At 53.6% G+C, this 18634-nt stretch carries 19 protein-coding genes; 12 read left to right on the top strand and 7 right to left on the bottom strand.

Annotation, left to right across the window (positions count from 1 at the left end):
• Positions 1-79: 79 nt before the first annotated feature.
• Entirely contained in the window at positions 80-688 is a 609-nt protein-coding gene (locus tag K5Y35_RS23355) for a prepilin-type N-terminal cleavage/methylation domain-containing protein (RefSeq protein ID WP_128614890.1), read from the bottom strand.
• Positions 685-1137, bottom strand: coding sequence for a type II secretion system minor pseudopilin GspH (gene gspH / locus K5Y35_RS23350; RefSeq protein WP_186748785.1), 453 nt, complete (start codon positions 1135-1137; stop codon positions 685-687). Before gspH ends, K5Y35_RS23355 begins: the two co-directional genes overlap by 4 nt.
• Positions 1138-1257: 120 nt before the next feature.
• On the opposite strand from gspH, the gene K5Y35_RS23345 reads away from it, so the two are divergent.
• The 4 genes from K5Y35_RS23345 (at position 1258) to K5Y35_RS23330 (ending at position 6493) form a co-directional block, all read left to right on the top strand.
• The gene (locus K5Y35_RS23345; protein WP_222833075.1) at positions 1258-1689 is read left to right on the top strand and encodes a type II secretion system protein N; all 432 of its coding nucleotides are present in this window, start codon (positions 1258-1260) and stop codon (positions 1687-1689) included.
• Between the two features lie 274 nt (positions 1690-1963).
• Positions 1964-4576: an AAA family ATPase gene (locus K5Y35_RS23340; RefSeq protein WP_222833074.1), complete on the top strand. Its 2613-nt coding sequence runs from the start codon at positions 1964-1966 to the stop codon at positions 4574-4576.
• A gap of 86 nt (positions 4577-4662) precedes the next feature.
• Positions 4663-5523: a restriction endonuclease gene (locus tag K5Y35_RS23335; protein WP_222833073.1), complete on the top strand. Its 861-nt coding sequence runs from the start codon at positions 4663-4665 to the stop codon at positions 5521-5523.
• 610 nt (positions 5524-6133) lie between these two features.
• Positions 6134-6493: a DUF6124 family protein gene (locus K5Y35_RS23330; protein WP_222833072.1), complete on the top strand. Its 360-nt coding sequence runs from the start codon at positions 6134-6136 to the stop codon at positions 6491-6493.
• Positions 6494-6622: 129 nt separating this feature from the next.
• Here K5Y35_RS23330 and K5Y35_RS23325 read toward each other — a convergent pair whose 3' ends face one another.
• The 3 genes from K5Y35_RS23325 to K5Y35_RS23315 are packed head-to-tail and all read right to left on the bottom strand — an operon-like array spanning position 6623 to position 8115.
• Positions 6623-7012, bottom strand: a complete 390-nt coding sequence (locus K5Y35_RS23325; RefSeq protein ID WP_102359173.1) for a hypothetical protein — start codon at positions 7010-7012, stop codon at positions 6623-6625.
• Entirely contained in the window at positions 7009-7614 is a 606-nt protein-coding gene (locus K5Y35_RS23320) for a hypothetical protein (RefSeq protein ID WP_218278114.1), read from the bottom strand. The genes K5Y35_RS23325 and K5Y35_RS23320 overlap by 4 nt, the downstream gene beginning before the upstream one ends.
• Positions 7615-7617: 3 nt before the next feature.
• On the bottom strand, positions 7618-8115 hold the full coding sequence (locus K5Y35_RS23315) for a PAAR domain-containing protein (protein WP_128613628.1): 498 nt from the start codon (positions 8113-8115) through the stop codon (positions 7618-7620).
• A gap of 675 nt (positions 8116-8790) precedes the next feature.
• Here K5Y35_RS23315 and K5Y35_RS23310 point away from each other — a divergent pair.
• The 5 genes from K5Y35_RS23310 to K5Y35_RS23290 all read left to right on the top strand — a co-directional run bounded on the left by K5Y35_RS23310 (position 8791) and on the right by K5Y35_RS23290 (position 12406).
• The gene (locus K5Y35_RS23310) at positions 8791-9150 is read left to right on the top strand and encodes a DUF6124 family protein (RefSeq protein ID WP_222833071.1); all 360 of its coding nucleotides are present in this window, start codon (positions 8791-8793) and stop codon (positions 9148-9150) included.
• A gap of 306 nt (positions 9151-9456) precedes the next feature.
• Positions 9457-10782, top strand: a complete 1326-nt coding sequence (locus K5Y35_RS23305; RefSeq protein WP_222833070.1) for a hypothetical protein — start codon at positions 9457-9459, stop codon at positions 10780-10782.
• Positions 10782-11162, top strand: a complete 381-nt coding sequence (locus tag K5Y35_RS23300) for a hypothetical protein (protein ID WP_128615179.1) — start codon at positions 10782-10784, stop codon at positions 11160-11162. Before K5Y35_RS23305 ends, K5Y35_RS23300 begins: the two co-directional genes overlap by 1 nt.
• 52 nt (positions 11163-11214) lie before the next feature.
• Positions 11215-11604 carry a hypothetical protein gene (locus K5Y35_RS23295; RefSeq protein WP_222833069.1) on the top strand — a complete coding sequence of 130 codons (390 nt, stop codon included), beginning with the start codon at positions 11215-11217 and terminating at the stop codon, positions 11602-11604.
• 442 nt (positions 11605-12046) lie between these two features.
• Positions 12047-12406, top strand: a complete 360-nt coding sequence (locus K5Y35_RS23290) for a DUF6124 family protein (protein WP_222833068.1) — start codon at positions 12047-12049, stop codon at positions 12404-12406.
• Between the two features lie 271 nt (positions 12407-12677).
• Here K5Y35_RS23290 and K5Y35_RS23285 read toward each other — a convergent pair whose 3' ends face one another.
• Complete coding sequence (locus tag K5Y35_RS23285; protein ID WP_123468093.1) at positions 12678-13247, bottom strand: LemA family protein; 570 nt, start codon at positions 13245-13247, stop codon at positions 12678-12680.
• A gap of 3 nt (positions 13248-13250) precedes the next feature.
• Complete coding sequence (locus K5Y35_RS23280) at positions 13251-14360, bottom strand: hypothetical protein (RefSeq protein ID WP_128615181.1); 1110 nt, start codon at positions 14358-14360, stop codon at positions 13251-13253.
• A gap of 758 nt (positions 14361-15118) precedes the next feature.
• Between K5Y35_RS23280 and K5Y35_RS23275 the strand changes: the two genes are divergently transcribed.
• From K5Y35_RS23275 to K5Y35_RS23265, 3 genes are read left to right on the top strand one after another with little or no spacing between them, the layout of a single operon-like run.
• Positions 15119-16216 (top strand): SagB/ThcOx family dehydrogenase, encoded by a 1098-nt coding sequence (locus K5Y35_RS23275; protein WP_222833067.1) that lies wholly within the window; start codon positions 15119-15121, stop codon positions 16214-16216.
• Positions 16209-17168, top strand: coding sequence for a diiron oxygenase (locus tag K5Y35_RS23270; RefSeq protein WP_261991214.1), 960 nt, complete (start codon positions 16209-16211; stop codon positions 17166-17168). Before K5Y35_RS23275 ends, K5Y35_RS23270 begins: the two co-directional genes overlap by 8 nt.
• Before the next feature lie 19 nt (positions 17169-17187).
• A complete protein-coding gene (locus K5Y35_RS23265; RefSeq protein WP_222833065.1) occupies positions 17188-18402 on the top strand; it encodes an MFS transporter in 1215 nt (404 codons plus the stop codon).
• The last annotated feature ends 232 nt before the right edge of the window (positions 18403-18634 follow it).

Below are 18634 nucleotides of genomic sequence, written 5' to 3'. Positions count from 1 at the left end.
ATGACAACCTACCAGCCAACCAATCCCCAACTAACCTAACCCAATCCCAACCCAGGACCTGCCCACATCACAGCCAGTCTCACTCCAACGGCCCAATCACCTGCCGATACCTCTCAACCCCCTGCGCCGTCTGCCGGGTCAGCCGAATCTCCAGCCCCAACGGATTCTCCCGCCGATTGCCACTCAACTGCCGCCACCCCTTGTCCGGTTCCCAAACCCGCACCTGCGCATCGCTGACCTCGCTCAACACCGCCACGCCATCGGTCGGCGCCGGCAGCGGATACCGACTCCGCGCCGCCGCCACCGCACGGTACAACGTGTCGCCCTTAAGCCACCACCGCACCCGCTGCAAAGCCCCAGGCTGGTCAGCCGCCGTGCGAATGATATCCAGCCGAAACCCCTTGCTATCACTGCTACGCACAGTCATCGCGGGCGGCGCCGTCACCGGCTCATCGTCCGCGCCGACTTTCTTCGGCTCACTCAATTCAATCCCCGCACGCATGTCCACATCCCGCTGCAACTGATTCAACGTCCGCAGCAGGGCGTCACTCTGTTCACCACTGGCCTGCAAATGACTGTCCGCCCGCGTCACACTGTCCAGCCCACGCCAGGCAATCAAACTCACCACCGCCATCAGCAGAATCGCGACCATCACCTCGATCAGCGTAAAACCCTGTTGGCCCTTCATTGCACACGAATCCGGCCAGCGCCATCGCGCAGGACACTCAACTGATTGGCGCCATCGGACAACGTCAGTTGCAGCGGCGGATTGATCCACTCAGCGTTGAGCACGACTTTCTGTTTCGGCTCGACCCGCACCTGCACCTTCGGGCTCTGCCACGGCCGCGGGCGCAGTTGCGCATCGTCATTGAAATGCTCGAAACCCTTGCCGCTGTCACTGCGCCGGCTGAAGCGAAAACCCTTGGCATCGCTGACCCACACAATCGGCCGGCCATCCGCCCGCGCCTCGGCCTGCGCCACCTGCAGCAGTTGCGCCACACGCTCGGCGTCCTTGCGCAGCAATTGCAGCGGATCGGGCTTGATACTCAAGCTGATCGCCGCACTGGCGATGCCGATGATCACCAGCACCACCATCAGCTCGATCAGGGTAAAGCCCTGTTGCTTGCCCACGTTCATCGGTTGCGCGCTCCTTTGCGTCGACGTTCATCCTGCACGGCCAACATGTAAGGCGTGTGAAATAAAACCGTGAGAATTGCCGCGTAGTCTGTCAGGTGGGACTAAAAGGAGATTCAGCCCATGACATTCGCCACACGCTTTTCCCCACCACAAATCATCCAGGCCCTGGCCCTGCTGGCCGCACTGGTCGGCGTGGCGACCTGGTCGTCACTGCTGCTGACCACCGCCGAATCCCACACCCCGACCGCCGCCCCACAATTGATCGCTGCGCGCAGCGACAACCCGGCGTTGCAGTGGTTTTCCAATCAAACAGCGCCAGTGGACATCAAGGTGAGCGGGGTGATGGCGGGGAGTCGGGGGGCGGTGGCTATATTGAGTTTGAACGATGGGCCGCCGAGGAGTTTTTTGCAGGGGGAGAAGGTTGGGCCTGGGGTGAAGCTGGTGGCGGTGGAGGGGGATGGGGTGGTGATTGAGCAGGGTGGGGAGAGGGTGCGGTTGGGGGTGGAGAGGTTGCCGGAGGGGGTGGTGTTGCCTAGGTTGGTTAGGCCGTGATTGGTGAGTTTTAAGGAAGCGATTTTGATATTTCAGTTGGAGAGTACCTTCTGCATTTTCGGTTCAAACGGCACATGAAGAGAATGGCTGAGTAAAGAATGTTAGTGGGGGGCAGACCAAGTGGCCGCTTCGTTTCTACCTCCACAAATGCGGGGGGACACTAAATTTATTTTGCTGACTAGCTCCTGATTTGCTTTTGTCTGCTAGACATACTGAAGGCAAGTTTCCGCTTTTTATTCATCGGTGTGGTTGTACTACGCCAAGGAGTAGGTGGGTGACGATCATTCAGGAAATCCACGCGTGGTCTAATGGACTGCCTGCGTGGCAGCAAGATGCTATTGCTCGCCTTTACCAAGATCGTATTCTCAATGCTGCCGATCTTGACGACCTTTATGCGTTGGCCAAGGCCGAATCTGGAATCCCGGATCCTGAGGGCCGAAATCCCAAGAAGCTTGAAGACGCATTTATAGCTCAGCCGAACGATCCAGCACGGTTAGTGCAGGTGGCTGCGATCAAGCAAATTGTGAACGTAAATGCTCTAGCCAACGGGGGAAGTGTTCCCATCTCCTTGACTGGTTTGACCGTAATTTACGGTGAGAACGGCGCGGGAAAATCGGGTTACTCAAGGGTATTCAAACATGCATGCCGCGCTAGGGATCGGCGCGAGCCAATTCTTCCAAACGCCAACCTGGACCCAAAGACTGCTGGCGTCGCCCAAGCAATTTTTGAAACCGTAATCGACGGTGTGACAACCGATCTTTCCTGGCAATACGGAGCCGTTGCTCCCGAACCGCTTTCGGACATTGCCATCTTCGATACTCATTGCGCTCGTGCTTACATTGATAACCATGGTGACTTTGCTTATGCGCCATACGGGCTGGATATCTTGGAAGGGATGGCCGGCGTATGTAATAAGCTTAAGGCGCGTGCCACTCAGGAGAAGGCAGCGAATGCTCCGACTGACGCATCGTATGCCGCCCTTACGAAAGATCAAACGCAGGTCGCTGCCGCATTACTCGGCATCCCGAGCACTACCCTCCCTCAGCAAATAGAGACTCTTGCCGCGCTTACTCAAGTTGAGCTAGATCGATTATCGCTTTTGACTCAAACCCTCGCCGAAGCAGATCCGAAGCAAAAAGCACAAGCGTTGCGCCAAAAGGTAACGCGTTTCTCCGGCTTAACGGATCGCTTGGTGGCGGCGATTGCATTGGTTGACGAAAGAGCGGTGGGCCAGCTTAGACAGCTTATTGAAATCTCGAAAACTGCAAAAGCTGCGGCAGAGTTGGCAGCGCAAGAGTTCAAACAAACCCCAGGCCAACTTACTGGCACTGGAGGTGAAGAATGGAAGGCGCTGTTTGACGCTGCCAGAGTTTTCGCACAAGTGAGTCACCCGGGCCATGAGTTTCCGGAGATACCTCAAGATTCTGCATGTCCTCTCTGCCAGAACCAGCTTGGTATAGAGGGTGTTGCGCACCTAATTCGCTTTGATACGTTCATTAAACAAGCTGCGGAAAAGGCTGCGAAGGAGGCTCGTGATACTGCAGCCACAGCCTACAGGGCAGTTCAAAAGGCGACACTGGACGTAATGTTTCGTGATGGACTTGTGGAAGAGTTAACCGAGCTTGATCCCGAGCTCGCTGCTGGCTGTTCGTCGATGCAAACATGCCTGAACAGCCGGCGGGCTTCGATTCTTCAAGCCGCTGCGGGGGAGCTTAAGTGGGAAGAAGTATTGGCACTATCGACTGACCCATGCCCAGGTTTAGTCGCTGTAGTTGAAGGCTTACTGAATCAGTGCAAAGCGCTGGATGCAACGGCTGACGAAAAGATTCGGGCTCAGATGATCGCGGAGAAGCGAGAGTTTGATGCACGGATACGTCTGGGCGAGATCAAGAACGCTGTTTTGGAGGCGATTGCCAAGCATGAGGCAGGTCGTAAGCTCCAATTGTGCATTGAAGGTTTTGATACTCGAGCCATTTCCAGAAAATCCACCGAACTTTCGCGGACTACCGCAAGTAAGGAATTGGCGGACGCTCTCAACGACGAACTTAAACGCCTTAAGGTGCATCAGCTTCAGATTGTGATGAAGCCAGAGTCTCCAGGGGGTAGGACTCAATTCAAGCTTGTTTTGCAATTGCCCGGCGGAGGTACGCCTGCAGCCATTCTCAGTGAAGGGGAGCAACGAGCTATTGCAATCGCATCCTTTCTTGCCGAGATCAAGCTCGGCAAGGGGCGTGGTGGAATAGTCTTGGATGATCCAGTGTCATCGCTAGATCACCGCCGTCGTTGGGAAGTTGCAGAGCGCTTGGCTTTGGAGGCGCTAAACCGACAGGTGATTATCTTCACTCACGACATCTACTTTCTTTGTATTTTGGAGCAAAAAGTCGAGGAAGTAGGGGCCCAATTGACCAAGAACTACATCCGTCGCACAGCGGAAGGATATGGTGTGCACTCGCATGATCTGCCATTCGACGTCGTCGGTACCAAAGATCGGCTTGCAAGGCTTCGACAGGAGTTGGTGGAGGTTCGCAACGCGCAGAAGAGCGGAGATGAAGATGAACTTCGTCGCTTGACTTCTGCTTGCTACGGTCGTTTGCGCCTAGCTTGGGAGCGATGTGTTGAAGAGGTGCTCCTGAACGGGGCAGTCCAAAGATTCGGCGAGGGAGTATCGACACAGCGTCTGAAATCGGTTGTCGTCACCGACGATGATTATCGGGAGGTAGAAAGCGGCATGTCCAAAAGCTCCAAGTTCGAGCATGACGCAGCAACTCCCGTAGGAAGGCTTCCAATACCAGATCTTGACGAATTGGGCGCGGATATTGAGAGGCTAGCGGTATGGAGGAGTGCTCTAGATAAGCGGTCGAGAGAAACAGCCAAAATGAGGGGTTGAAAAGGGGGATTTATTTATTTTAAAAAACAAACAAGTCCCCTTTGTTTTTTATATTGATTTGCTCGCTTAAGTATGCGGGGTGAAATTTGCAAAAAACAAAACAATGGTATGAGTTTCAGGAGTTAATTGCCGAGCACTTTCGTAGCTTGGGCGCAATGGCCAAGACAAATGTGTCACTTGATGGTGTCAGAACTCAGCATGATATAGATGTTTTAGTAGTTACGAAGTTTTTAGGTGTTGATATTAAGTGGGTTGTAGAAGCTAAATATTGGAAAAGCAATGTTCCTAAGGAAAAGGTCCTGGCTTTGCGCGCGGTGGTCGATGAGGTTGGTGCTGATAAGGGTTTTTTAGTTTCTGCTAAAGGTTTTCAAATTGGTGCAATTGAGGCTGCGCTCAAAACAAATATTCAGCTTGTTACTTTTGATGAGTTGAGAGAGCGTACTAAGAATATAATTCAGAGTGAAATGCTTCAGGCGTATCAGGTGCGCGCGGACTTACTTGTAAAGCGCTATTTTTCGCACTCTAAACCCGTGCGCATAAAGTATGGCCTGAGGGACGATGCTTTCGATTATTCTCTCCGATTTAGTGGGCAACTATTCATTGGGATGATTTTTGCGGCTATTGAGAGAGCTAAAGAGAATAGATATCCGATGTGCGTAAGGTCTTTATTTAAGGTTCAAGTTGGGGAAGAGGTTGTTGAGAGCTATTCGGAGTTTAGTAATTGGCTCAATTTGAACCTGAATATGTTTGACGAAATGCTGCTAAAAGCTGAGCATGCCATGATAATAAGTGGTGATTTTGATCCAGATGTAGAAGATGAAAACGATTTGGAGGCGGTGGAGAACAATCGAATTCATCAGAAACGCATGAGGGAACTCTACATCTTGATGGGTAGATCAATATTGGTTGGTGGTGATGAAGATGGCTTGATGGGTACAGATAGCTGATTGAGTACTGTCGTGTGAGTGATGGGGTAAAATTTGGTTGAAATCGAACGTATTAATGATTGCACCCATGCAGCACGAAGCCCAAAAGATTAAAGTTGAGTTGCTGGTGGATTATCAGTGCGATGTATAAAAAGAAAAAAGGGGGTGTTTTCAGAAAATGGAAAAAGGGGAACAGATTTATTTCCAAAAAATAAATCTGAGGATCATCTGGCCGACCTCCCAACCTCATGGAGGTGCCGCTTTGAGGTCTCGATAAACGCGGGCGTTTAAAAAGACATCTCCAGACACTCTCTCAGGCTACACACCCTTGCGCCTTTGCCTACAGCTACGCCAGAATCCGCCGGCTTGTGCGCTTTGTACCTGGTCTTTATCGTCTACGTGTCGCTGGCAACCCAGCGACCGGGTTTAGCGACCCGACCAGGTATAAGTACAACGACGCTCCAGTTTGTCGCAGACGTTTGCGACGACGATATGGTGGCTGTGCGTGGGAGACCTTCGGGTCTGCCGGGTCTTATACCTCTCGGTTCGCTAACCCGCGCACAGCTGCCACCCTTACTTGTTTAGCGACAGGTGTTGGTGGTTCCACCAGGTATAAAAATGGAGCTTCACCATGATCAAACCAACACCCAACCCACCCGAAACCGAATCGGTTTCCCCCTACGAATCCCTCGATTCCAAAAAACTCCACGAAGCCGCCGACCGCGCTCTCGACCATTACCTCTGTCCGCCCGGTTCCACGCCGCTCCCACGTAAAACTCGCGGGATGTATGCCGTGACTGCGGACAACAAAAACGAAGAACTGCTGATTGATGCCAGTGAAACACTGGCTTCGGCGAAGGCCATTGCTCATGACGCTGCGAGCCTGTTGCCCGTGGCACAGCGGCGGACGTTGTTGGGGATTGCGCAGTTGATCATGCTTGGTGAGCTGGCGGTGAATCGGGCGTTGGATAATTTGCAGATGCCGGGGTGACGCGAGGGGCGGGATCACCTGGTGATTGATCGGGTGGTTATTCTGGCGCCTTCGCGAGCAAGCTCGCTCCCACAGGGTTTTAGGCTGGTCACAGATAGTGTGTGCGAGGCTGAAACCTGTGGGGGCGGGTTATTGAGGCATTTCAGGACATTCATCGGTCCATCGCGTAACCGTCATGTCCTTGAACTGTTCACCGATGGTATCGACGCGCAGGCAGGTGCCTTTCTTTGAGTAGTACAAGATGCAGCGCGAGCTATCGAAAGAACAGGTATCCAGTTCGATGAACTTGCGTGCAGCCAACTCACGCTCCACGCCGCTGTATTCATAACCGTCGGTGGTATGCATCGGCGTTGGCTTCCAGCCTTGTTTGATTAGCTTGGACTTGGCCGCCACCAAACGCTCACCGACGACGATGCCTGCTGGCCCGCGCTTGTCGTTTGGCGCCTGCGAGCCATCGGCAAACGCTGTGCTGATACCTGTGCAATAAAGTGCGACAAATATGAGGTGCAAAGCCTTCATTTGACGGTTCCTCCAGCCGATTTGTAGTACGACAAAAAATCCGGATATTCGGCGTAAGGTTGCGGTGGATAGTGATTTTTCTTGCCGGGCCCCTCGGGAAGTGCCGCCCACCGTGTTGCGGCTTTCGGCATCGCGCCCGGGATGTCACCTGCCTTGATCTTGTCGATCACACCGAGGGTGCGCAGAATGTCGACCGCTATAAGGTCTTGGGTATGAGGCGTAAAGTCGGTCAGCCCCATCTTGCCGCCATACTCGCGCCAAGTGGCAATGGTTATTTGATACAAGCCCGATGCCGTAGTTGATCCGCCGAAACCGGCGCCAGGATGGGTGGACTCATCTGTGAACGTCCATTTCCCGGTTTGAAAACCCTTTGCCCAGCCATATCCATATTTCGCGTGGTAGTCACCGCCTTCGGCTTTGGCAATGGCAGCCAAATATGCCTTCACGTTCGGATCCTTCAAATACTCCTCATTCTCCGCCCGTCTTATCTGTTTTTTAGCGTCCAGCGCTACAGTTTTAGGGGAGGTGTCTTTGACGGCTGTCACTTCTCTCGTGGCGACGGGAGACATTTTCCTGCCACTCTTGCTAACCACTTCAGCCATGCCTTAATCCTCAAGAAACAGCTTGATGGTTTCAGGCAGGTGCGAACTCACTACGTGCGTGTAGCCCATCGGATCACTTACGCCATGTTCCATGCTGCCGTCAGCGCGTTGAATGGCGTATTCAAAATGGGCTAGCGGTTTGCCCGACTCTTGGTCAACCAATCTGAACTTGTCAGTAAAGTGCACTGGCATCGGCAGCAGACCGCTGAAGGGCGCTGATACGACGGTGTCGCCAATAATGACCGTTCCGGATCCGCCGATAACCACGTTGCCGTGGCCACCGGTACTGTCTTTAGTCGCAGCATTCAGCCCATTGATGAAAACCGTAGCGCTGACGGCGCCCGTAATTGGGCTACCGCAGGCGGATTTGTCGGTCATTCGAGCGGCGGCAAGGCCGTCGAAATTTACATTGGGCGAGCCGCTGACAATAGGGTTTGTGCCATGCCCCGGGAGCGGGCAATTGGTTGGGTCTGTCACCCGCGCAGCAGGTTTGCCACTCATGAAATGTTCCTTTTCAAAGCTTCAGTTTTCCTTGACCGGAATGGAGTCGATATGGGGCGAGGGGTATCGGCCGCCAAAATAATGCAGGGGTGTCCAGCGTGTACGCGCGAAGAAAAGGGCATGTCCTTGGAGGGGCGCATAAAGTTTTACTGTCCATGTAAATGTGCTGCGCGCAGCATGCCCGAGGCAGGCGGCGCGCTCAATATTTACTTACAAATTATTGGTTGACTGTTAGATGTGGCCGCGAGGCGGGGCGAGCAGGGGGAATCCTTGGCAACAGGTGACGGGATCGATTTTAGACGGCAGGACGCGATGAGGCGCGATAAATGCAAACGTTTAAAAAAACATCTCCAGACACTCTCTCAGGCTACATATCCTTGCGCCTTTGCCTACAGCTACGCCAGAATCCGCCGGCTTGTGCGCCTTTGGGGCGGGTTCTATTGTGGTGCGGTCGCTGACAAATCAGCGATCGGGTTTCGCAGCCCGGATCAATCAAGGCGCACAGCGCTCCGAAACGTTGCCACTTTTGGCAACGGTGCTTTATGGCGGCTGTGCGCGGGATACCTTCGGGTATGCCGGGTTCCTTGATTCCCGGTCTGCGAACCTGCGTACAGCTGCCACCTCTCTTCGTTTCGCAGCGAAATGTGGCGGCTCCAACAATCAAGGAGCTTCACCATGATCAAACCAACACCCAACCCACCCGAAACCGACTCGGTTTCCCCCTACGAATCCCTCGATTCCAAAAAACTCCACGAAGCCGCCGACCGCGCTCTCGACCATTACCTCTGTCCGCCCGGTTCCACGCCGCTCCCACGTAAAACTCGCGGGATGTATGCCGTGACTGCGGACAACAAAAACGAAGAACTGCTGATTGATGCCAGTGAAACACTGGCTTCGGCGAAGGCCATTGCTCATGACGCTGCGAGTCTGTTGCCCGTGGCGCAGCGGCGGACGTTGTTGGGGATTGCGCAGTTGATCATGCTTGGTGAGCTGGCCGTGAATAGGGCGTTGGTTAATTTGCAGATGCCGGGGTGAAGCGAGGGGCGGGATCACCTGGTGATTGATCGGGTGGTCATTCTGGCGCCTTCGCGAGCAAGCTCGCTCCCACAGGGTTTTATGCTGATTGCAGATGGTGTGTACGACGCTGAAACCTGTGGGAGCAAACATTACGGACGGATCTATTTTCTGCTCCACCCAGTCCGGCCATAAAACATTGATGTTTTGAGCGCGGCGTCTGCAAGTCAGAAAGCCGGATTTTCCCTACAACGAACACCGATCCGTCCTGCATTCAAACCTGAGTCCGTTCGCCAAAGTCCTGTGTTTTCAGAACGGGGCACGGATGTGATCAGACTCATCCCGCTAAGCGAGTTACATGGCCAGCGAGAGCAGATCCTCGATGCCTACGAAGCCATGGAACATTTCCGACAGGCATTGAATCGTCCAGACGAGTTGCCCGGATTCGACGACTTGTTAAACGCCATGGGCCTGCATCGTAACAACTACATGCAAGGCGCGAATGAGCGAAAACTCATCGATGCTGTGCGTAACGGTGATTGGGCACTGGTGAAGCCACGCATGGCTACAGACAACGGCGGCGCCTCCTGGAATGCCTTCAACCCCAAACCCGAGCCACCTCCTGCACAACACTTGGTGGAGGAGCACGCCTATACCTTGCCGCAACCCGCCGAATCGGGTTTCCACATCGTTCAGAAACCCATGACGCTCGAAGCGCTTGAACGGGAGTTGTACGAAATCAGGCCCGGCGACTCACTGCGTCGCGAATTCCGCTCACTCAATCGACATCTCGGTGAGCAGGTCAAACCTGGGCAAATGGTCTTGTTCAGTGACTCTCGCAACTATATGTGCCGGCGCGAAGAAGCGCAGATGATGGCCGCTGCGGAGAAGGTGAACGAGGCATTGAAAGACCTTTCGGATGAAGAAGCTTCGTTCATGGTTGAGCATCATGAGGTCATTGAGCCGTTTCTGGAGGTGTCGGCAGGCACATTGGGCGTTGCGTCATTCATGATCGGGCAGCATCTGGAAGGATTGAAAAATACTCTCAAAGAGTTGGAGCAACTGCATCAGCAGCAATACACCCAACATCGTCATCTACATTCCCCAGAGTTCTTTGCCAAACGCAAACGTCTGATGGCGAAACTGGATGCCAGCCTTGGGCCGCTGGTACGCAAAGGCACGGGTTTGCCAGATCATCCAAAACTCAAACGTGCACTGGGATTGTCCAGCCGCCGAATTGTTCACCGATGGGGCAAAGCAGGCGCACCGGCACAACTGCCCGGATATGCAACTAACATTGCGGGCGTTGCCAGAGCAGCGAAGTTCATGAAGGGAGGTGGTTATCTCGGCATAGGTTTGCAACTGGGCGCATCCAGCTCAAAAATCTACGAGGTCTGCGTGTCCGACCGCGAGGCGGAATGCAGGCAAGTGAGGTTTGTAGAGGGAGGGAAAATGGTCGGCGGTACCGCTGGAGCTCTTGCAGGTGGATATATCGGAGGGAAAGTAGGTTTGGCGGTATGCGCGAAATTGAAAGGAATGGGAAAACTTGTGTGTGTGCTTGTGGTTGGTGCGGCAGCGTCCGTGGAGACAGGAACTCAGATGTCGGAGCTAGGTGAGTTTTTGGGTCAAGAAATTCATGAGTATTCCGAATAATGGAAGTCACCGAAATAGTATTTGCCTGGGCATGTGGGGCGCTGATCCTATTAGGCGTGATCAACTGCGCAATGATTTTCTACGCCGTTTATACAAAACTCGATGCTCTGGAAAAACACTTTGATGAGTGGCTGTACTTATCCATGGACTGTGGTTCATCAGGGGGAAGTTTTTACTCGAGAACTCAGCGGATGACCGCTGTCAGCCGGTTGATTACATCCAAGAGTATCCAACGGCAGGAACCCCTGCTGATCGACGCCGTTCAACGCCTTCCCAGAGGACTCAGGTTCTGGGCGACGAGTCCATTTCATGTCGGCTATTTCGTGTGCGGCGGGACTTCACTGCTTTGGCTGTATGGGAAATACAGAGGTTTTTTGTAATGGGGCAAAAAGAAAATCAGTCCTTCGGTGAGGTCGTTTACGAAGACTCCCCATGACTGAAATCAAACTTCTGTTCGCCGCGACTGGCATTGCGTTACTGGTGCTGATCATCTCCAACGTTCTGGTGATGATCTATGTCGGGTATTTCAAGCTTTCCGAAATTGAATTGCACCTTGAAAATTGCTATCTGCTCCACAACTGCCCGCAGAAGGGACGTTCCGGTTTTTGGGCGCGCAGGTACAGGCTCAATCTGATCACTGCTTTGCTGCGTAAACGTCCTTCGCGCCTGTTGCTGGATAATCCGAGCTCCCTCGAGGATGTCCGGAGCCTTCCGCTGGATTTGCGGCGGTGGGTCGAAATTCCATATCGATTGAATGCATTTTCCCTGCTGGGAATTCTGGCTTTGTATGGTTGGGCGGAATATTTAGGACTGTTCGAGTGAGCACCAGGCTAGCAATCTCGGCCATTTTCTTACGTCTGTTGGAATAAGGGGACGGATCTGTTGCGGGTACGTGACGGAATGAGGTCTCGATAAACGCGAACGTTTAAAAACATCTCCAGACACTCTCGCAGGCTACACATCCTTGCGCCTTTGCCTACAGCTACGCCAGAATCCGCCGGCTTGTGCGCTTTTGGGGCGGATTCTATTGTGGTGCGATCGCTGACGAATCAGCGATCGGATTTGACCGTCCGCCCAATATCAAGGCGCGCCAGCGTTCTGCACGTGTTCAGGCATTGTCTGAAATCATGTCGCGGTGGCTGTGCGTGGGACACCTTCGGGTGTGCCGGATTCCTTGATGTCCGGTCGGTCAACCCGCGTACAGCTGCCACCCTGTTTGTTTGACCGCGAACGGTGGCGGCTCCAGTCATCAAGGAGCTTCACCATGATCAAACCAACACCCAACCCGCCCGAAACCGCCTCGGTTTCCCCCTACGAATCCATCGATTCCAGAAAACTCCACGAAGCCGCCGACCGCGCGCTCGACCATTACCTCTGTCCACCCGGATCCACGCCGCCTCCACGTAAAAACCGTGGGATGTATGCCGTGACTGCCGACAACAAAAATGAAGAATTGCTGATTGATGCCAGTGAAACGCTTGCTTCGGCTCAAACCATTGCGCAGAACGTCGCTAGCCTGTTGCCGGCGTCGCAGCGTCGGGCGTTGTTGGGGATTGCGCAGTTGGTCATGCTCGGGGAGTTGGCGGTGAATCGGGCGTTGGATAATTTGCAGTTGCCTGGGTGATGTAGGTGTCGGGATCACCTGGTGATTGATCGGGTGTCCGTTCGGGCGTCTTCGCGAGCAAGCTCGCTCCCACAGGGTTTTGTGCTGATTGCAGATGTTTTGTTTGGCGTTGAAATCTGTGGGAGCGGGGCGATTGCTTTTCTGCGTCGTTTTCATGTGGTTTGTTGCTGCTTTCGGCATTGCGCCTGGAAAAATCAGCGGCGGATCTGTTCAAGGAGGAAGGTGATCGACCATCACCCTTGCGGGTGATGGGTTCGATGCATCACGCGGATTATATATTCGGGGTGTAAGAGAAACTCTGCGAAGCTTCGGTATCGGTGAATGGCGTAACGCGAGTTTTTTTGTTGAACAGGCCATTGATGACCGAGCCGGGGAACATCTCGATGGCGTTGTTGAACAGTTCGACGTTGCGGTTGTAGATGGTGATGGCTGCGCCGACGTTCTCTTGTTGTTCGGAAATTTCACGCATCATGTTGTTCGCCGCTTCTGATGCTTTCAGGTCAGGGTAGGCCTCGAAAGCGATGCGTAAGCCACCCATCAGCTCCCGGGTGGCGGTTTCAACGGTCGTTAGGGCATTGCCATTGGCGCCCGCAGGCAGGGCGTTGACCGCGCTGCGCAGGCCGGTGATCTTCTCCAGGAGGCTGGCCTCGTAGACCATGAAATCTGCGAGCACTTTTTGCAGCTGGTCGAGAACTTTGGTCTTCTGGCGTTCGTAAACGAGGACGTCCGACCATGCACGTTGTACTCGGTTGTGTCCCCCGATAATGCCGTTATAAATGCTGAAGCCCGCTACGATTATGACGACAGCGATAACAGCGGAGAGGATGAGTGCAATGTCCATGGCTTACTTCTCTTGGCGTTGTTTTGGGGGAGTGGCGGTAAAGGTAAAGTTGTCATCGTGCAGCTCACTGAGTGCATGGCTCCATTGGAGCGCAGACATCAGACGTGGCAGTTCGATACCGGCAGAAATTTCTTCGTAAAAATTGTTGGGCGAAGCCAGCGAATACTGGGCACCGAACGCGAACAGGTCGTTGCTCTCAAAACTGAGGCAGAGCTCTCCACTGTCGGAGAACTCCAGGTTTGGACGATGGAGGATGTCGAACAGCTTCAGCAAGTGGAGCACCGTCGAAGGCTTGATGAATTTCGCGCAGAGCATCTCGCTGCGACCGGTCAAACGGAACGCTTTATTGAAATCCGGAGAAGCCGTGTCCATGGGATGCGAATAGTCGTTCTGGGACTGGTGATCAGATCTGACCGATATTCCGGTGACCCATGGAAAGTCGATGACCAAACTGTAGCGATCGTAGTGGTCATAAACCACTCGAGTCTCGGTTTTGGTATTGCCCTTTTCGTCGGTAACCGTGGTATGCACCTCGCGTCGGTTGACATAGTGCAGCTGGCGGTACGTGAAAGGGAGGTTGCGCAACGTGCCGGTAAACTCACCCTGTATCGACTCGACCAACTTGCGGCTGTAGTCGCCGCGACGGTAATCACCAAATTCCGTGTCCAGCTCTTTGAGGGTTGCGGCCGAGTCTTCTCTCAGGAAAGTCAGTCCGTTGTGGAAGTAGGATGACAGTCGAGCAATTCTTTTACTGAGCGACGGCAACCGATCAGATTTGGATTTCATCCATGCCAGACTCCAAACGGCAATCACGATGCCAAAAAAACCAGTACCCATGCCGAACGAGTCGGGATCAATTTCCAACCGGTAAAAGAACAGAGCGACGCTATGGATGTTTCCAATCCAATAAAGGGCCAAAGCGCTCGCAAGCAATAACAGGCCGGTGCCGAAAAACCACCATGCACGTGTGCGATCGAATTCGAGCGGGCCGTTGTACAAGGCAAACTCATGGATCACGTTCAGGAGGTCGGCGTTGGATTCAGCCCTGTCAATACTGGCTTCGCTCACCGTCAGCAACTCAGTGAGTCGCGCGTTCTGCGATGCGTTGGGCATGTAGACATCCTTCAACGAGAGCAAGGTCGAAGACTCACAAAAGCATAGCGATGGCGTCCTGGCCTCACATCGGATTCAGGGGTGCCTGGTGCGGGAGCAATGGTCCGGATTGAGGATTTGGCTCTATTCATAATCTGTCAGAAACATTGAAAAGGAGTGGACGATACCATTGTCATGCGCTGACCGCTTGTGGCGGATACGTGTCTCTGGAAATGGTCGAGCATTCGGCAGGCAGTAGTCTGTGGCCCCTGTCCGTGCGTCGGGCGTTGTCATGACAGTTACCTCGGCGACCGATTGATAAAGGCGCAATCCAGCCGCACGCCATTCTGTCATTTGGTTGGTGTCAGTTCAGGCAAAGCGGCGTTTATGAAATTCAGGGCGATTCATATGTTTTGAAAGTGTGCGCTGCAATGGCGCACTTAAATTGTCAGACAATGATCGAGCTGGCCGGATTCGGAGACTTTCGTAGCACTATCTCGGTGCGGTTGTATAACAGTTACGCACCAAGTTAAGCGCAAAAAGTTTTTTTGATTTTCATTCTTGACAGCTGTTTTTGTTTGTTTAAATCTCACTTCGCCGAATGGTTCGGCTTCATTGAAGATAAGGAGAGTGTCATGACCGTTATTAATCTCGAATCGAAAACCTTGGCTAACTGGACTCAAGCGGCAGGTCCGGTTAAAACCACCGTCAAGTGATGTTCAGGCCCGGAAGAAGTTCTTCCGGGCTTTTTATTTTTGCCAGTCTCAAGGACGAGAGCAGTGCCTTCCTATATCAGTGATAATATTTTTTTTCTGATCAAGAATAAGCAGTTGGTGCTATGGGACTATCAAGCACACAAGCAATATTGCATCGCTCCGCAGTATCTTTTTCGGTTGCTGCATCTGAGTCAGAATCCAGACGAAGAGCCGGATTCACAAGACGCAATCGACCAGGAATTGCTGGCAGCCGATGTACTGTCAGAGACTGAATTTCCCGCGATGGAATGGGGTTGGGATGATCTATCCCGCATCTTTCACGTTGGCACCAGCAAGATCGACTATGCGGCGCGACCCGAAAGCGTCCATGAATGGGCAATGGCCTATCAATCGGCGTGTGAAGAAGCCTTCACTGTTCCGGTGCCGAAGTTAAGGCATGAAGTTCAGGATAGGGATGAAAGGCGACGTATTGCTTTAACACGACCGGAAACTACTCAGCATCATGACTTGCATAGCACGTTGTTAAAACGACGCAGCGTCAGGGAGTTCCTTCCTGTGGCGGTCACCAAGCAACAGGTAGCATCAATACTTTATTATTCGCTGGCGTATCTTCCTTTTCGCGCTCTTGAAACTAGTCTGCTGTGTCCCGATGAACTACGGCATCGCAGAACTAGCCCTTCAGGCGGCGGACTTAATGCGATTGAAGGATACGTTTATATCAAGAATGTCGCGCAGATCCCGCCCGGGTTTTATTACTACAACCCTGTCGAGCACCAGTTGGAAGCCATAAGTAACGATCTCGATTTCAGTTTGGGTCAGGCACTCAACGGGCAATTCTTTGCGCAAGATATTCCGTTCGGTATTTTCCTGACGTGCCAGTTTGACCGGCTTTGGTGGAAGTATCCGCACTCGAGAGCCTACCGCGTCGCGTTGCTGGATGCCGGCCATATCTCCCAGACCGTGCAGCTTGTTTCAACTGCGCTGGGCCTTGGGACTTGGGTCTCTGCCGCTATTGATGAATCGTGTCTGGAGCCGTTGTTGGGCGATCTCCACTCGTCAGCGCCCTTGTTGTTTGTCGGGGCCGGTGTCAGCACCGGCCGGGACATGCCGGCGGCTTTGGAGGCGCTGCATGCCAGCGAGGGAGCGCGGGAAGATGATTGATGAAATGAGTTCGATCGACACCGATGCGCTGCAAGTCTTTTCAGACTGGAACGACGCCGCCACCGTGCGGACGCGGCCTAACGCCTATGACCTGTCCGGCTGGGCGCAGGAGGGCGAACAGGGCAAGGACTGGTTTGTGCCGGCGGCAACTCCCTGGCTCGCCGACGAGGCGGTTCATTGCCATGGCGACGCTGTGAGGCAGGCGATATTGGCCAGGTATCTGGTGATGTTCCTCGACTACACGACTGAACTGGAGACGCGCATTGTCAATCGCGCGATCATAACCATTGCGCATGATCGGATTGGCTTGGGTTTGTCTCCGGCGTTGAAACTCACAGGCCTCAAGTTATATGCCGACGAGGCCTACCATGCGGTGATGTCGGCGGAGGTCGCCAATCAAGTCAGCGCTATTTATGGAATTGCCAATCGGGAAGTTGCCTCAGAGCGCGTCCGGAACATCCGGGCGCTGGTGAACACGGTTGAGCCTGCCCATACCGAGTTGGCCTGGTTCGTTGTTGGATTTGTTTCTGAAACGGTGATTACCAAGGAATTTCTGAAGATCTCCAAGGCAACCGTTTATGCCCCCGTCTACCGGATGCTGCGTGACCACCTTGAGGACGAGCTCAAGCACTCACTTTATTTTTCGCACCTTTTTACGATTGTCTGGCAGGGCGCTTCCGACGCTCAGAAAACCTTCATGTCGGGTTTTATCGTTCAAGCCATTTACGAGTTTTTCAGGCTGCATGAAAACTGGTTGTTCGAGAACTTGAAGTGTGTGGGCGTTGATGCCGCCAGTGCGTGGCTTATCCATGAAAGGCAACAAGGCCATGCGCCTCATCGTGCCAGGGCCCGAGCCGGGTGCACCGCAACGATAACGGCGATGAAACGCAGTGGTTTTTTCAAAGACCCCATGAACGTGAAGCGCTTTGCCGAGGCAGGGCTTATCGAATGACAGCCAAAGGGAGAATACGGTGAACGTTAAGCTCAAATCGCCTTCGAAGGCCTCTGCACTGTTCTTGCTGTCGGTCATGGTTGTACTCGGCGTGTTCCCGCTCGATGTATTGCTTCCGTCTTATCCGGCGTTGGCGGATGCGTTCGGGATGCAAGTCAATGAGGTCACATTCTTTGTGGCGACCTTTGCGGTCGGGTTCTCCCTCTCTCAAATCGTGGTAGGGCCGCTGTCCGACAAATATGGCCGACCTGTAATGCTCAAGCTTGGGTTGGTGGTGTCGCTGCTGGGGATTACGGGTTGCCTGCTCTCCAGTACTCAAGTGCAGTTTGCCTTGGCGCGAGTGGTGCAGGGGGTAGGGTGCGGATGCTTTGTGTTGGCTCAAGCGATTGTTCAGGATGTTTTCACGGCTGAAGATCGACAGCGGATTCGTATTTACATGCTGTCGTTAAGCGGACTGTGTATTTCGTTCTCGCCGTTGTTTGGGACCTATTTGCAGTACGCCCTGAATTGGCAAGGGAGTTTCTACGTGTTTGCTGGCCTGGCGGTGATCTTGCTGGGGCAAACGTTGTGGTTTTTCCCCAAATTGCAGGATCAGTCGCTGACGTCGCGATCGCAAAAGCTGGAAATATTGAAGCGTTATGCGGATATCTTCAGCTTTAAACCTTTCGTGTATTCGTGGATGACATCGGCAATGGCGTTTTCTTGCCATTTTGGCTTCATTGCGATTTCTCCAATCATCTTCCTCGAAACGCTGCGGGTGTCCTCGTTGACTTATTCATGGGTGCTTCTGGCCTATGGAGGCGCCTATGTGGTGGGCGGGTTATTGGCCACGCGGTTATCCAAAACACTGACGATCGACACGCAAATCAAGTTGGGATTGGCGATCTCGGGGCTGTCCGGTCTGATTATGGTCGGGTTGATTCAGTTTCAGCTCTCCATCGCTACGGTGGCGATACCGATGATCATCTGCACCGTAGGCACCACGCTGGTCAGACCCGCCGCCGCGTCCAGGGCCATGGAGATGTTCAGCGAGAAGGCGGGGGCCTCGTCGGCGGCGGGCGGCACCCTGATGTTTGTCACGGCTGGGGTCGTCAGCGTGCTGCTCGCCGTCGCACCCTTTCCTCCGCAGGAGAGCCTGGCCGCCTTCATCTTGATCGCAACGGTACTCGGCTATGGCTTCAACAAATGGGGAGTGGCTGAGGGGTCGGCACTTGAGAGCGTCCCGGCCAAGTGAGCGTTAGGTTGGCGGGGCTGGGTTGCGGGTGGAGGGTGAGCCTTCTTGCCAGGTCCTTCGAGTAAGTTTGTTGCCGGTTACGGTATTGCGTTTGGAAAATCAGGGTCGGCATTGTCATGGCAATGATGGCTGCTGGCCGGTCTCGGTGTCTGGATTGATTCTTCTGGGATGAAGGGCAAAAGCTACCCTCACCCCAGCCCTCTCCCGGAGGGAGAGGGGGCAGACCGAGTTG

The organism is Pseudomonas sp. SC3(2021) (genome assembly GCF_019856535.1).
Taxonomy (GTDB): Bacteria; Pseudomonadota; Gammaproteobacteria; order Pseudomonadales; family Pseudomonadaceae; genus Aquipseudomonas; species Aquipseudomonas monsensis.
The sequence above is the reverse complement of the archived record's forward strand: the minus strand, read 5'-3'. Positions and strand labels throughout refer to the sequence as shown.